The organism is Thalassospira povalilytica, from assembly GCF_002844235.1.
Lineage (GTDB): Bacteria > Pseudomonadota > Alphaproteobacteria > Rhodospirillales > Thalassospiraceae > Thalassospira > Thalassospira povalilytica.
In genome coordinates this window covers 128,752-144,653 of sequence record NZ_PGTS01000001.1, presented here as the reverse complement: position 1 = coordinate 144,653, position 15,902 = coordinate 128,752, and the positions used below count along the sequence as shown (strand labels likewise).

The window sequence follows — 15,902 nt, the reverse complement described above, 5'->3', positions numbered from 1 at the left end:
TTCATCAAACAGATGAACTCAGATCAATGTCTTCTGGCGCAACCCCGTTCAAATAGTGGTCATATGCCGCTTCAAACCCGGCTTCCAGCGCAATGGTATAGCTTTTGGTATCAAATAACGGACAGGTTTGAAGCTGCTCCTGAACTTTGACTTTCAAGGCCTGTGCCTTCTCAGGATTCAGCGCAAGATCAAGAGCGATTTCCTCGTACTCGGCTTCATCTTTCGCAATCAGCTCTGGCAGGTTTGCCGCTTTGAGAATGCTGGCAGCAACCCTTGCTGCGAACTGTTTGCCCGCCACCGTCAGAATGGGCAACCCGGCCCACAAAGCGTCGCTTGCCGTCGTGTGGGCGTTAACGTTGAAGGTATCAAGAAACAGGTCAGCATGGGCTTGCCGCGCAAGGTGCTGCTCTTCAGGCACCAAATCTGCAAAGATCAAGCGACCGGGATCAATGCCGGCCAGCTCGGCCTCTTTCCTGAGGTTACTTACCGCGTCTTCACTACCGCCAAGCAACCACAGCACCGATCCATCTACCTTGTCCAGAAGTCGCATCCAAATTTCGAACTCCCGCGGGGAAATCTTGTAGCAGCCATTAAATGCGCAAAAGACAAAGCCACGTTCCGGCAAACCAAGATCCTCGCGCGACTGGTGGCTTGGCTCAAACCTGCGACCGGCATCGTTTGGCTGATAACAATGCGGCATGTAGATCAGCTTTTCCGAGTAAGCATCCCTGTATTGATCAGGAATGACCGAACGGTCTGCAATCATATAATCAATAAAGTCGGCGCCCAATGTGCCGGGATAGCCAAGATAACTGATCTGAACCGGTGCAATGCGATGTGCAAACAGACGCGTCCGCCCCTGATCGGTGTAACCTTTCAAATCGATGGCAATATCAATCCCTTGCTCGCGCGCGTGCTTGACAATTTCCTCGTCCGCGGCACCGTGAACATCCCAACATTTTTCGACTTTTTCCTGAAACTGCGCCCGACGCCATCCTTCTTTCACACCGCCATAGCTATAGGCATGAATTTCAAACTTGTCTTTGTTGTGGGCACCCAACACCCCCATCATCAGCGACATGGTGGCGTGATTATGGAAATCAGCTGAGAAATAACCGATCTTCAATTTCTCCGGGCGTGCCGAAGGCGGCTGGAACGCCGGAAACCGGTTTGGAACCTGCAACTCGCGTGCACGCACCTCGGAACGCTTGCGTTGTGCGAACGGGTCATCCTCATACGGTAACATTGAAAACGGCGACATAGAGTTGCCCGGCTCGCCAACTGGGCTGGTGTCTGGCAATTCAATCGCAACTTCTGACCAGTCGCACAGCTTTGCCCGGATATAGAAATACTCGCCAAAAGCCGCGAAGTTTTGGGGTTCAAGCTGCAAGGCTTTTTCATATGCTTTCTTTGCCAAATCCAACTTGGACCTGTGATAGAAGACAATAGCAAGATTGCTATATGCATTTGGCAGGTTCGGCGCATATTTGATCGCACGCGCACAAAACTGCTCCGCCTCTTCAAGGCGGCCCATTGAAATCAATATCCCGCCAATGCTGTTGTAAAACCCGCCATTTTCCGGTTCCAAAAAACTTGCGTTTTGAAACGCAACCAACGCCTGGTCCAGCCGGTTCTGAGCATGAAACAGAGTTCCGATATTTGTCCATGCCGGGATCAGCTTCTTGTCGATTTCAAGCGCCTTGCGCAAACAGCGCTCCGCTTCAACCAAATTTTGACTTCGGAAATACGCTGCCCCCAGAAAATTCCAGGCCTCCGCACTTTCCGGAACTTCAGTAACAATCCGTTCCGCAATAGCGATCCCTTTTGCAAAATCCCCCCGATCAAACAGCGCCTTGGCAGTCTGATAGGATTCTTGTGCAGCACTCATGCTTGCGGATTTGGTTCGGCGCAGTAATTCTTCGCGGGCAGCCTTCGCGCGACTATTCTTCGGAAATTTCTGCAAGAACTCCTCGTAAAGCTTGATCGCTTCACCGATCCGGCCGTCGGCTTCCAGTTTTTTGGCCCGCCTGGAGACCTGATCGAATGAGGACACCTTGCTTCCTTTCCAATGCTTGTGCTGTCGCGAGAAATTTTAAATCACCAGATTCAAAGCAGCAACACACCTGGAAAATAAAAATAAATCCAATTACCTAGGCAACTCTAAACAGGACAAAATTCTTAGCTATCTTCACAGAAACAAAAAAACGCGCATTCCGAAGAATGCGCGTTTTGTGATCGATATTACCAGATGCAATCAGGCAAGCTGACCATGACAATGTTTGTATTTCTTGCCTGAACCGCACGGGCAGGCCTGATTGCGGGCGACACGTCCCCAGGTGGACGGGTCATTCGGGTTCACGGTGCCCGATGCCTGACGCGACTGAACAGTTGCGCTGTCCGATCCCTCTTCGCTGCCTTCAAGTTCGTCGCGGTTTTCGTGCATTTCCTGCTGCGGACGACGGGCTTCAAGGTCTTCGGGGCGCGGTGCGGATTGCAGTTCAACATGTGACAGCATCTGGGTCACACGTTCGCGCAGATTGGCCAGCATGCCTTCAAACATATTGAATGCTTCACGCTTGAATTCATTCAGCGGATCGCGCTGTCCATAGGCCCGAAGCCCAATGCCCTGACGCAGATGATCAAGCGCCAGGAGGTGCTCTTTCCACGACTGATCGAGCAGCTGAAGAACAAGGCTTTTCTCGACCTGACGCATGATATCCGCGCCGTAATTCGCAACCTTGGCAGCCATTTTTTCAGATGCTGCCTTTTCGATGCGTTCACGCATGACTTCCTGATCGATGCCTTCTTCCTTGACCCATTCCGAAATCGGAAGATCAAGGCCCAGAAGTCGCGTGGTTTCCTCATGCAGGCTCGCGACTTCCCACTGTTCCGGATAAACTTTTGCCGGGCAGTATTTCTCGACAAGTTCTTCGATCACTTCGGCACGCATGTCGGCCACGTCTTCGGCGACATGCTTGGCCTGCATCAGATCACGGCGCTGTTCATAAACGACCTTACGCTGGTCATTCATGACATCGTCAAATTTCAGAACGTTCTTACGAATGTCGAAGTTACGTGCTTCAACTTTCTGCTGGGCCTTTTCAAGCGCCTTGTTGATCCACGGATGGTAGATCGCCTCGCCTTCCTGAAGCCCCAGTTTCTGAAGCATCCCGTCCATGCGCTCGGACCCGAAAATACGCATCAGGTCATCTTCAAGCGACAGATAGAATTTCGAACCGCCCGGGTCACCCTGACGACCGGAACGACCACGCAGCTGGTTGTCCACGCGGCGTGATTCATGACGTTCGGTACCAATCACAAACAGACCACCGGCAGCCAGAACCTTTTCCTGATCGGCCTTGACTTCGGCTTTGATTTTTTCAATTGCAGCCGCGCGCTTGGCCTCGTCAGTAACGTCAGCCAGTTCATGTTCAACACGCATCTCGACGTTACCGCCAAGTTTGATGTCCGTACCACGACCGGCCATGTTGGTGGCGATCGTAATGGCGCCGGGCGCACCGGCCTGGGCAACGATCAATGCTTCGCGTTCATGCTGCTTGGCATTGAGAACTTCGTGCGGAATTTTCTTCTGCTTAAGAAGGTCAGACAGAATTTCCGATTTTTCGATCGAGACGGTCCCAACCAGTGCCGGCTGACCGCGTTCGTGGCAATCTGCAAGCTGTTCGGCAATTGCCACCCATTTTTCCTTGGCCGTGCGATAGATCTCGTCATCGGCATCTTTACGGGCAATCGGGCGATGGGTCGGGATTTCGACAACCTGCAGGCCATAGATTTCTTCGAATTCCTCGGCCTCGGTCATTGCCGTACCGGTCATGCCTGCCAGGGTCGGATACAGACGGAAATAGTTCTGGAACGTGATCGATGCCAGCGTCTGGTTCTCGTTCTGGATTTTGACCTTTTCCTTGGCTTCAAGCGCCTGATGCAGGCCATCGGAATAACGGCGGCCTTCCATCATACGACCGGTAAATTCGTCAATGATGACGACCTTGTCGTCCTTGACGATGTAATCGGTGTCCTTCTGGAACAGCTTGTGCGCACGAAGGGCCTGGTTGACGTGATGGACAAGATGAACGTTGGCAACGTCATAAAGCGTGCCCTCGGTCAGGATGCCCATTTCCATCAAAAGCTGTTCGGCGTGCTCGGTCCCGTCTTCGGTCAGGGTAACGGCACGGGCTTTTTCATCTTTTTCGAAATCATCTTCGGTCAGTTTCGGGATCAGGACATCGATCGCACGATACAGTTCCGAGCTGTCTTCGGCCGGGCCGGAAATAATCAGCGGGGTACGGGCTTCGTCAATCAGGATCGAGTCGACTTCATCGACGATCGCAAAGTTGAACGGGCGCTGTACCATGTCTTCAAGGCGGAACTTCATGTTATCGCGCAGATAATCAAAGCCCAGCTCGTTGTTGGTCGCGTAGGTGATGTCACACGCATATGCCTCGCGGCGCTGATCATCGGTCATGCCATGCATGATCACGCCAACCGAAAGACCAAGGAAGCCATACACTTCACCCATCCATTCCGCATCGCGGCGGGCCAGATAGTCGTTGACGGTCACCACATGAACGCCCTTGCCCTCAAGCGCATTCAAATAAACCGGCAAGGTTGAAACAAGCGTTTTACCTTCACCGGTTTTCATTTCGGCAATCTTGCCCTGGCACAGAACCATACCGCCAAGCAGCTGAACATCGTAATGCCGTTCGCCGCGAACACGCTTGGATGCCTCGCGGATGGTGGCGAATGTATCGGGCAGAATATCGGTAAGAGTCTCGCCGTTTTTCAGACGTTCGCGCAGCCAGTCCGTGCGGGCGCGCAGTTCGTCGTCACTAAGCTTTTCGACTTCGGGTTCCAGGGCATTGATTTGCTCGACCGTGGCCCGCAGGGCTTTGACTTCACGATCGTTAGCTGAACCGAAAATTTTCCGGGCAATGGCGCCGAGCATTAATACGTTCCTGAACAAATGAATAAAGACACGATTAGGCAACGGCAGAAAGCCGAGCCCGATCACAGATAGAACCCTGCCTGCCATCTGTCAACGGAACGAACCAATATCGCTAATGTTGGGCCGAAAATAGGCACCGATTGAACCGCCGTTTCACGCCCGATCACCATGCCAGGGAGAGTTGGCTTTGCCCCTGATCGCTTCTGGCTTGAGAAATGCACAAAAAAACCGTATTATTTGGCCCACAGTTTTAAACTTCAAAGAGCATGTAGCTCAGTTCCGGCAATCAAAAAGGGTTTTGTCCCGATGCCTGAACGCATCCTCAGGAGGAGGAAATGGTAGATTTCTCCGCGCTTAATCCGTTCCGTCAGGGCCAATCCAGCCTGCAGGACGCGCGTCAGGCCATTGCAAAGCCCGGCACAGAAAACGGTCAGGACTCCGCACAGGCGAATGCCAATGCGCGCAGCCGTATGGACCCGGTTGCCTTGTCTGATGATGCGCTGGCCGCTCATAATGAAAGCCAGCAGCTTGCACCGGCCAATGGCAAAGCCCTTTCAAACAAACCGCTGACGACCGAAGAATTGTTTGAGCGCGCCCTTGATGCGTCGCTTGACATGATCCGCGGCAGTGTCCAGGAAATGTTTGCCCTGTCCGGGATGAGCCAGGAAGACGCAATTGCCGCAACCGATGCCATGTTTGACGGCATTCGCGATGCCGCAAAGGGTCAGGACCAGTTTGAATTTTCCTTTGACCAGGCCATTGCAAGTCACAGCAAGACAGCGATTTCATATGCTGGCGCGAATGGTGCCGCTGTTGGTGTTTCCGAAACAGCCATGATGGCCGTCCAATCACTTGATATCAGCATCAATAACGATACCGGCGAATTCTCGTTCAATTATCAGGCTGCCAAAATCGAGGTTGTCCGTACCGAAGCCGTTGCCATTGGCAACAGCATGGGGGCAGCACTGGGTGCGCTTGGCACGGTAATGGACGGCCTTGGCGGCGGTTCTCTTGTTGATATGCTGGGCAACCCGGCCAATGCCGAAGATGGCGGATTGCTGTTTGATATTAATGATAACGGAGTCGCCGAGTTCATCCGCGAATTGATGAATGCAACAGTCGGTTCGGATGATAGCAAATCTGGCGACGGCGAAGACGCATCAACACCCCCGGCGACCGGCCAGTCGATTGCAACAGAACGTATGGCTGCACTCAATGCCCAGATCACCGAACAGTTCATGGAACAGGCGACATTGATCGTCCGTGGCATCAGCCAGTCCGCACCGCAAGAAGGTGCTGACAACAATCAGTTGAAACTTACAGTCGACATGTTGATGCCGATGGGACGTTTTGGTCAGGACGGCGGTGATGCAACCTTCACCTTCCCGACCGGCGAAACCGTACCGGTGATCGACCCGTCACAGGAACAGGATGTTCTGATTTAACTGCAAACGGGATGCCCTGTGGCATCCCGCAGCCCTTCAGGAAGGAGGCGCTGAATGTTTGACCATACCAACCTGACAAACCCGACGGCCCATCAAAATGCCGCCACGGTCGCATTGTCGCAGGCCGCATCACAAAGTGCGGTCAGCGTAACCACAAAGTCCGGTGATAATGACGCAGCCGATGGGGAACTTGCCCGTCAGCGCGCGATCGTCGATCAGATTGATCTCAGCATCGAAGCAAACCAGCGTATCGAACAAACGCTTGGCCAATTGCAGCGCCCGGTTTTCGAAATTCAGACCAATGCCCTTGATGTGGTCAATGCCATCAAACCGGCAATGGACGAAGCGCAGACGCGAATGAACCGCGAAGCTTTCATTGTGCTGGCAATGATGGGCATTCCCCCGGCCAAGGCACGCGCCATGGCCAATGCCATGACCGGTGGCGCCCCCGAAGATATGGCCGTTTCCGGTGCGAACGGTTCGGGTCGGGCGATTTCGGCACAGGAACTGTCACTGAACATCAGCAATGGCGCAAACCAGATTAATCTTGGTGCCCTGTCCGTTTCATCCCAGCGGGTTGAAATCGATATCAGCGCCTTTGAAGCGAAATTTTCGCGCATCGGTGGTCAGACAAATGTCTCGATCTCGGAATTCAAGGCACATATCGAAATGGTGCGGATCGAAATTGCCCTGATGTTCCAGCAAGACCCCCTGATCCTTGACCTTGATGGCAACGGCATAGACATCACAAGCCTCAAGGACGGGCAGCTGTTTGACATCGATGGCGATGGCACACTTGACCAGACCGCCTGGATAAAGGGCGCAGATGCCCTTTTGGCACTTGACCGCAATGGTGACGGTGAAATCAACGATGGTCGCGAATTGTTTGGTGACCAGCACGGCGCCAAGGACGGCTTCGCGGAACTGTCGAAATTTGACGACAATCTTGATGGCCTGATTGACCAGCAGGACGGCGTATTTTCATCCCTTGTCTTGCTGCGCGCGGATGGCAGCCAGCAAGGCCTGGCTGATGCCGGCATCAAATCCATTTCGCTTGCCATGGTAACCCCGATCGATGAACGCCTGATCGGCGGTGATCTGGTGGCACAGTCGAAGTTTGAACGCGATGACGGATCAACAGGTCAGGTCGGCGAAGTCTTTTTTGACGTGAAAGCCTGATCAGCCCCACCCCAAATTTCATAAATCGGTCATTCACCGGATTTGACATGCCCGCGTGATTGAAACGGGTTTTGATGACGTGGATGACCGCGGGCATTTTCACAGCTATTTGGCACGGAAAGTCATATTTTTACTCTTGCATGTAAGGGTTTCACATTTTGGACAGATTGCTTTGCGAAAAAGCCCGACTTCCACGGCGAAGCCTTGTGCATGACCCGCTTATGTGATTTACCCGTGGAGAGAGGCACTGGGCTGAAAGCCCGCGAAATCAAAGTCTGGAGAAACTATGCTGCGCAATACCCTTCTTGCCGCGTCGCTGGCATCCGTCATTTTTGCATCCCCTGTTCTGGCACAGGATGCTGCACCGGCCGAAGACCCGGTTCTGGCAACGGTGAACGGCGAAGAAATTCTGGAATCTGAAGTCCGTGCAACCCAACAGGGCCTGCCGCAACAGTATCGCCAGCTGCCGTTCGAAATGCTTAAGGCCGATCTGCTGACCCGCGAAATCAACCAGCGCCTGCTGATGATTGCAGGTAGCGACGCCGGTCTTGCCGACGACGAGGAAGTCAAGGAACGCGTCGAAGCGCTTGAGCGCCGCGTGATTGCCGAAACCTATCTTGACCGTGCACTTGACGATGCCGTCACCGAAGACGCGATCAAGGCAAAATATGATGAGTTCGTCGCAAACAACGAACCCGAACCGCAGGTTCATGCCCGTCACATCCTTCTTGAAAACGAAGAAGACGCCAAAGCAGTCATCGCCGAACTTGATGATGGCGCGGACTTCGTAGAACTCGCCAAGGAAAAGTCGACCGGCCCGTCTGCCCCGAATGGTGGCGATCTTGGCTTCTTTAACCGTGCTGACATGGTTGCCCCGTTTGCCGAAGCAGCCTTTGCAATGGAAGCCGGCACCTATTCCAAAGAACCGGTTCAGACCCAGTTCGGCTGGCACGTGATCAAGGTTGAAGAAAAGAAAGAAGGCACCCAGCCTTCGCTTGACGAAGTTCGTCAACAGCTGACCGCCGAAGTCACCCGCGATGCCATCAACACCATTGTTGAAGGCCTGCGCGAAAAAGCCGACATCGTGAACAATGTCGAAAAAGCAGCAGAAGAAGCTGCCAAGGACGCACCTGCAGAAGACAAGAAGAACTAATCAGCCCGGCTCATACCGACTGATCTTGAATTCACTTGAACCAAACGGGGTGCGGCCACTGGCTTCACCCCGTTTGTGTTGCCGATCACCGATCTGAATAAATGCATTCTGCTGCTTGCTTTTCGTCACCGTTGCGGCAGGATGAACCAAACTTGTCCATTTAAGGAAATTGCACTGATGGTAGCGACCTCGCTTTCACCGCTTGCCCCCGCAGGGTTCCCTGAACTCCCGGCTATTGCCGGTGTCAAACTGCATACGGCCACCCTTGGCATTCGATACAAGGGCCGCCCGGATGTTCTGTTTGCCGAACTTGAACCGGGCACCCAGGTTGCCGGTGTCTTCACGACATCGACCACCGCATCTGCGGCTGTTCGTTGGGGCCGCGAAGCACTCAAAGGCGGGACCGCACGTGCATTTTTTGTCAATGCGGGCAACTCGGTCGCCTTTACCGGCAAGGCCGGCGAAAAGTTCGTCGCAGACAAGGTTGAATGCGCTGCCAAGGCCCTTGGCTGTGCCAAAAATGAAATCTTCACCGCGTCGACCGGGGTGATTGGCGAGCCAACCACCGCAACCCGCATTACCGATGCGCTGGACGATATTCTTGCCAATGATGCAGGCTGGCTTGATGCGGCCAAGGCCATCATGACCACCGACACCTTCCCCAAAGGGGCGTCGGCGACCGCCACCATCAATGGCACCAAAGTCACCATTGCCGGCATTGCCAAGGGTTCAGGCATGATTGAACCGAACATGGCCACCATGCTCGGCTTTGTCTTCACCGATGCTGCCCTTCCGCACAGTGTCCTTCAGGCATTGCTGTCGGACTGCAACAATCGCAGCTTCAACGCGATTACGGTGGATAGCGACACCTCCACGTCTGACACCTTGCTGCTTGCCGCCACCGGCAAGGCCGGAAATGACACCGTGTCTGATGCCAATGACCCGGCAATCGCCGAATTCAAGGATGCTCTTGAAGGTGTCCTTCGTGATCTTGCCCATCAGATCGTTCGCGACGGCGAAGGTGCATCGAAATTCATCACGGTCAATGTCACGGGTGCGGTGAATGAAAAAGAAGCCAAAATTGCCGCCAAGGCGATTGCCAATTCCCCGCTGGTCAAAACCGCGATTGCCGGTGAAGACGCCAACTGGGGCCGTATTGTCATGGCTGTTGGCAAATGCGGTGTGACCGCGGATCCGAACAAACTGACCGTTTCCATCGGCGGCATTGAACTTGCCAAAAACGGCGAACGGGTTGCCGATTATGACGAAGGCCCGGTCGAAGCCCATATCAAGGGCCAGTATATCGACATTGCAGCGGATCTTGGCTTTGGAGATGGTGCGGCCACGGTCTGGACCTGTGACCTGACCCATGGCTATATCTCGATCAATGCGGATTACCGCAGCTGATCGACGATCGTCTGATCAAACATAAAAAACGCCGCCTGCCCGGGCGGCGTTTTGCATTTCACATGATGATGCAATGCCCGATTACTTGCGGCCCGGGATATAGCCATTAAGGATCAGACCAACATTTGATCCTTCAAGTTCGACTTCGGTCAAATCCGTTGCGCCAAATGCAACACCGGCAACATTCGCCTTGGTCAGATTGGCACCTTTCATCTGGGTTTCTTCAAAAACCGAATTGCGCAAATCAGCCTGTTCGAAATTGGCATTGGTCAGATCGGCCCGCCAGACAGAGCCGGTTTTGGCCCCCTTCTTATCGCGCTGATCGACACCGCCAAATTTCACGCCCTGAAACACGGCCTCGGTGCAGTCGGCATTTGCCATCCGCACCCCGTCAAGTACCGCCCCGTTCATGCGGACCTTGTGCATATCGGTATCGCGCATTGAACACATGGCAAGAATGGTGTCGACAAACAGCGCGCCGCGCAGGATGCATTTGTCAAAACACGCCCCCGAAAGATCAAGCCCCGAAAAATCAAGCCCGCTCAGATCGCGACCAACCGCAATCATCGGAACACCGCTTTTCCCGCTTGTCGAAAGCCATTCACTATGCCCGTTGACCAGATCGCGAATATCGTCGGCCAGCGGTGCGGACGGTGTTCCGCCACCGATCGAATAGGATGTATTGGCCTGACTGATATCGACATCGGTCATGTCCACATTGCGCAGGTTCGCCCCGCTCAGATCCGCACCAACCAGTTCACAACCGGCAAGTTTCGCCCCCTTGAGATTGGCATTGCGCAATTTTGCACCGCTGAGGTTACAGCCCGTAAGGTCCGCACCTTCAAGGTTGACGGCAAACATGTTGGCATCGCTCATATCAGTGTGGGCCAGCCGCGAACCGGACATATTGGCTCCCGACAGATTGGCCCCCCACATCATTGCGCCTTCAAGGTCGGTGTTGCTCATGTCGGTTGCTTTTTTGACCGGGCGTTCCTGGCTGCCCTCGACCACGACCATGATGCCGGCACGTAGATCAATGCCGCTTAAATTGGCGTATCGCAATTTGCTGCGTGCCATGTTCGCACCACGAAGATCGGCACGCAGAAAGCTTGATCCTTCAAGATCAGCTTCGACAAAATTGGCCCCGAACAGATCGCAATAATCAAAACAGACCTGGTGCGCAGTTGCCTGAATGAAGTTCGCGCCGGGCAGGACGGCCTCCTGCAAGCTGATTTTGCTCATCTTGATGCGCGACAGGTTGCCGTTGCGCACCTGCATGCGCCGGCCACCCGGTTTCTGGTTCAAATAAAGCTGATGCAATTTGATTGCATCAATCAGCTCGGCACGCGCTGTCATGTGACCAATTTTCCCCCACACCAAGATCACACTGTTTTGTATTAATCTAATAAACTGCAACAGTTAGCAGCAACGCAATGCAAATCGCACCGCACCTGTCGCTAAATTAGTTTTATCGGAAGAATTTCGGTTTTCGGACTATCCTGATGAACAGGAAGCCGGCAAAAACACTATACTTGTTCGGGAATTGTGCCGCTAAGGATGGCGCCGATATTGGTTCCGGTCAGCTCAACTTCGGACAGGTCGGTTTCCCCGAATGCGACGCCTGCGATATTTGCCTTGCTCAGAATCGCACCCTTCATCTGCGGGGCTTCAAATACAGAATTCCGAAGATCGGCATGTGAAAAATCCGCCGCCGTCAGATCGGCCCGCCAGACATCACCGGTCTTGTTGCCCTTGGCATCGCGCTGTTCCACGCCACCAAACCGCACGCCCTGACAAATCGCCTTGGCGCAATTGGCATAAGACATCCGCACACCGTTCATGATCGCACCGCTCAGACGGGCATTGCGCAGATCGGCATTGCGCATTGATGTCATTGCCAGAATGGCATCCACAAACAATGCACCCTTAAGAATGCAATCATCAAAACACGCCGCCGAAAGATCCAGTCCCGAAAAATCAAGCTCGGTCAGATCACGGCCGGTGACATTTAACGGCACACCGGATGAACCGCCACTGGTCAGCCATTCGGTGTGGCTGTTGATCAGTTCGCGAATGTCTTCGGGCAAGGGGGTTACGGCCTTGCTGCCAATTGAATTGGCAATATTGGCCTGCGATAGATCGACAGACGTCAAATCGACATTGCGCAAATTTGCACCGGTAAGGTCGGTTCCAACCAGCAGACTGTCTTTAAGACGCGCCCCTTTGAGATTGGCGTTTTTAAGCTTCGCCCCCGAAAGATTGCATCCCGTCAGATCAGCCCCGGCAAGGTTGACCGCAAACATGTTGGCATCGCTTAGATCGGCATCGGCAAGACGCGCGCCTGAAAGATTGCTTTCGGCCATATTGGCCCCGGACAACATCGATCCTTGCAAATCGGCATTGGCAAGATCCGTTGCACGTTTGACCTTTTTCTCGCGCCCGGCATCAACAATCACCATCACACCGGATCGAAGGTCAGCCCCCTTAAGGTTGGCGTGCCGCAATTTCGCCCGCGCCATATTTGCCCCGCGCAAATCCGCACGAACAAAACTGGATCCTTCAAGGTCGGCTTCGACAAAATTGGTACCAAACAGGTCACAGAAATCGAACTTAACGTCACGGATCACGGCCTGAATAAAGTTCGCGCCCGGAAGGACTGCGTCTTCGAGGGTGATCTTGCTCATTTTGATGCGGGAAAGGTTGCCGTTACGCAGTTGCATGCGTTTGCCACCCGGCTGCTTAGTCACATACAGCTGGTGTTTTTTTATCGCGTCAATCAGTTCTGAACGCGTTGTCATCTATTAAACCGCACCCCGATCATTCATACGGCAATATACTTCTATGTCGTTCGCGAGCCACATAATTGTAACTGTCCCCGGCCGGTTACAGTCTGACAAAATATGACATTTGCATAAAAAAGCACTGCAAATATAGATGCTTACACATCAATAACTATACCGAAGGATAAGATACCCATACCTTATCCATCCGGATTGGACAATGCATCAATGTTGCTCTGCCCATCCACGAAACCGCATCACACGTCACACCCTGGCTGCCTTTTTTCAGCTTTCCCTGAATTAAACAGCCGATCTTGTGATCGCGCCGCAAAGCCCCCACCTGCAAAGCAAGAAAAACAAGGCGACCCTGCGAATGCATCACATCCTTTTTGTTGATGACGACACCAATGTTCTGAGCGGATTGCGCCGCTGGCTGCGCAGTGCACGGCCGGAATGGAATCTCTATTTCGCGACCAGCGGCGCAGAAGCCCTGACACTTGCAAGCAAGATGAATTTCGATGTGATTGTTTCCGACATCCAGATGCCGGAAATGGACGGGATTACCTTGCTTGAAAAACTTCAAGAAACCCACCCCGATGCTGTCCGGATCATCCTGACCGGGCATGCTGACAACGCATCCTATCTGCGCACCATCGGCCCCGCCCACCAGTTTCTGAGCAAACCCTGCGACAATCAAACACTGATCGAAAGCATGGAAAATGCGCTGGGACTGCGCCAGTTGTTGCAAAGTCCGGAACTAAGAACACTGGTGGCGGATTCCAAAAGCCTCGCCTCCCCGCCCGATACCTATATCCGGCTTGAGGACGCCTTTGCCGATCCGGATTATTCACTCGAAAGCATTTCGGAAATTGTCGAGTCTGACATTGCGCTGACGACCGAAGTTCTCAAACTGACCAACTCGTCCTATTTCGCAGTTACACAGACGGTGTCATCGGTCTCGCATGCGGTGCGCATGCTGGGCAAGGAAACGCTCAAGGCGCTGGCGCTTTTTGTCGGGCTTTATCGCGGTTTTGAAGGTCCGCCCAATCAGGCCGCCAACCTCAAACGCCTGTGCCATCGCAGCCAGCAAATCGGTGTTACGGCGGCTCTTATTGCCGAATTCGAAGACCTGCCGCGCGAAATCTGCCACGCGGTGCCCAGTATCGGGATGCTCAGCCACATCGGCACATTGATCCTCTATGCCAACCGGCCTGACGAGATGGAGGCCGTCACCAAACGGGTCGAGACCGAAGGCATTTCAATTGCCAAGGCCGAAACCGAGCAATTCGGTGCCTGTCATGCCGAAATCGGTGCCTATCTTTTGGGGCTGTGGGGGTTCCCGGCCCCGGTAATCCAGGCGGTTGCCTATCACCATCGCCCCATGGATCTCCCCCATAAGGAGATGAATGCCCTGACAGCGATTTATGTTGCCCAGCATCTCACCCGTGAAATCGCCGACCAGGAAAACGGGCAAGATCCCGAAAGCCGAATTGATATGAACTATCTGGCGCTGATCGGCAAAACGGGCCGGATCGAAGAATGGACAAACATTGCCCGAATTGTTTCGCAAAAATACAGTGAACTTACCAACAGCTGACACATCCGCCGCATCCCGGCGTTGCAGGCCAATTGCCATGGGTTTCCTGCAATTATCTGAACTCCCTCCTCAAATGCGGACTGTGAATGGACGGTCTGCAATCCCATCTAAACAATATGAAACGTGCGTAAGAGGGTAACCATGAGCATCATCCTGTTTGTCGATGATGAAACAAACATTCTGGAAGGATTGCGTCGACGTCTGCACTCTGTGCGTCCTGACTGGAAATTGTCATTTGCGGCGAATGCCGAAAGTGCAATTGCCCAGGCCGCGGAAACAGAGCCCGACGTCGTCATTTCCGATATGCGTATGCCCGGTACGGACGGGGCGGAACTATTGACCGTGATGCAGCAAAAGCATCCACACACGGCACGTATCATTCTTTCGGGCTTCAGCGAAGAAGAAGCCGTCTTGCGAACTGTCGGCCCGGCCCATCAATATCTGGCCAAACCTTGCGACGACAACATGTTGCTTGAAACCATCGACAACGCGCTTGATCTTCGCAATTTGCTGACCAATCCGGACTTGCGATCATTGGTCGGCGGGATTGATACGCTGGCATCCCCGCCCAGCACCTATACCAATCTGGTCAATGCCCTTGAAGACCCGATGGTCAGCAATGACAAGCTGACCTCGATCGTGGCGTCTGACATTGCCCTGACCGCCGAAATCCTGAAACTGACCAATTCGGCCTATTTTGCCATTCGTCAGAACATCACGTCTGTATCACTTGCCATCCGCATGCTTGGCATTGATACGCTTAAGGCGCTGGCACTTTTTACCGGCCTGTTTCGCAGTTACGACGGCCCCAAAACCGATGCCACGCGCATGATGCAACTGTGCCAGCGCAGCCAGCAACTTGGCGTTCTGGCAACCCTGATTGCCGAACAAGAAAAGCTCGCCCCGGAAATCATCAATGTCATGCCTGCCATCGGCATGCTGAGCCACACCGGCAGCCTGATCCTTTACGCATTCCGCGCCAAGGAAATGACCGAAGTCATCAAACGCGTCGAAAGCGAAGACATCCCGATCAATCTTGCCGAACGTGACCAGTTCGGTGCCGCCCACCCGGAAATCGGCGCCTATCTTCTGGGTCTGTGGGGTTTCCCCAGCGCGATGGTTCAAACCGTCGCCTATCACCACCGCCCCCAGGACACGCCCCACAATGAAATGGATGCGCTGACGACAATTTACGTTGCGCAACATCTTGCGCGCGAAGTCGCCATCGAACTCAGAACCGGCACAGCCCCGGAAAGCCGGATCGACATCGAATATCTTGAACGGATGAACAAGGCCGACAGACTGCCGGCATGGCGTGAAACCGCAAAGCTGGTCGAAGAAAAATATTCGGAACTCGCCAAGTAAGGGAGGGACATAT

At 53.7% G+C, this 15,902-nt stretch carries 10 protein-coding genes; 6 read left to right on the top strand and 4 right to left on the bottom strand.

Features of this window, described 5'->3' with window-relative positions:
- Nucleotides 1–4 precede the first annotated feature (4 nt).
- Together CU041_RS00535 and secA are read right to left on the bottom strand one after the other, a co-directional pair.
- A complete protein-coding gene (locus tag CU041_RS00535; RefSeq protein ID WP_101245326.1) occupies nt 5–2,053 on the bottom strand; it encodes an O-linked N-acetylglucosamine transferase, SPINDLY family protein in 2,049 nt (682 codons plus the stop codon).
- 201 nt (nt 2,054–2,254) lie between these two features.
- Nucleotides 2,255–4,963 carry a preprotein translocase subunit SecA gene (gene secA / locus CU041_RS00530; RefSeq protein WP_101245325.1) on the bottom strand — a complete coding sequence of 903 codons (2,709 nt, stop codon included), beginning with the start codon at nt 4,961–4,963 and terminating at the stop codon, nt 2,255–2,257.
- Between the two features lie 335 nt (nt 4,964–5,298).
- Between secA and CU041_RS00525 the strand changes: the two genes are divergently transcribed.
- The 4 genes from CU041_RS00525 (at nt 5,299) to argJ (ending at nt 10,147) form a co-directional block, all read left to right on the top strand.
- Nucleotides 5,299–6,408 (top strand): hypothetical protein, encoded by a 1,110-nt coding sequence (locus CU041_RS00525; RefSeq protein ID WP_101245324.1) that lies wholly within the window; start codon nt 5,299–5,301, stop codon nt 6,406–6,408.
- 54 nt (nt 6,409–6,462) lie between these two features.
- Nucleotides 6,463–7,587: a hypothetical protein gene (locus tag CU041_RS00520; protein WP_101245323.1), complete on the top strand. Its 1,125-nt coding sequence runs from the start codon at nt 6,463–6,465 to the stop codon at nt 7,585–7,587.
- Between the two features lie 286 nt (nt 7,588–7,873).
- Nucleotides 7,874–8,740: a peptidylprolyl isomerase gene (locus CU041_RS00515; RefSeq protein ID WP_101245322.1), complete on the top strand. Its 867-nt coding sequence runs from the start codon at nt 7,874–7,876 to the stop codon at nt 8,738–8,740.
- Nucleotides 8,741–8,917: 177 nt separating this feature from the next.
- Nucleotides 8,918–10,147, top strand: coding sequence for a bifunctional glutamate N-acetyltransferase/amino-acid acetyltransferase ArgJ (argJ, locus tag CU041_RS00510; protein ID WP_101245321.1), 1,230 nt, complete (start codon nt 8,918–8,920; stop codon nt 10,145–10,147).
- An 81-nt stretch (nt 10,148–10,228) separates the two neighbouring features.
- Here the strand turns inward: argJ and CU041_RS00505 are convergent, their stop codons facing one another.
- Together CU041_RS00505 and CU041_RS00500 are read right to left on the bottom strand one after the other, a co-directional pair.
- Nucleotides 10,229–11,503 carry a pentapeptide repeat-containing protein gene (locus CU041_RS00505; protein WP_101245320.1) on the bottom strand — a complete coding sequence of 425 codons (1,275 nt, stop codon included), beginning with the start codon at nt 11,501–11,503 and terminating at the stop codon, nt 10,229–10,231.
- 170 nt (nt 11,504–11,673) lie between these two features.
- Nucleotides 11,674–12,945, bottom strand: a complete 1,272-nt coding sequence (locus tag CU041_RS00500; RefSeq protein ID WP_101245319.1) for a pentapeptide repeat-containing protein — start codon at nt 12,943–12,945, stop codon at nt 11,674–11,676.
- Between the two features lie 355 nt (nt 12,946–13,300).
- Here CU041_RS00500 and CU041_RS00495 point away from each other — a divergent pair, with 355 nt between their 5' ends.
- Together CU041_RS00495 and CU041_RS00490 are read left to right on the top strand one after the other, a co-directional pair.
- Nucleotides 13,301–14,524 (top strand): response regulator, encoded by a 1,224-nt coding sequence (locus tag CU041_RS00495; RefSeq protein ID WP_101245858.1) that lies wholly within the window; start codon nt 13,301–13,303, stop codon nt 14,522–14,524.
- 141 nt (nt 14,525–14,665) lie between these two features.
- Nucleotides 14,666–15,889 (top strand): HDOD domain-containing protein, encoded by a 1,224-nt coding sequence (locus tag CU041_RS00490; RefSeq protein ID WP_101245318.1) that lies wholly within the window; start codon nt 14,666–14,668, stop codon nt 15,887–15,889.
- Nucleotides 15,890–15,902 lie beyond the last annotated feature (13 nt).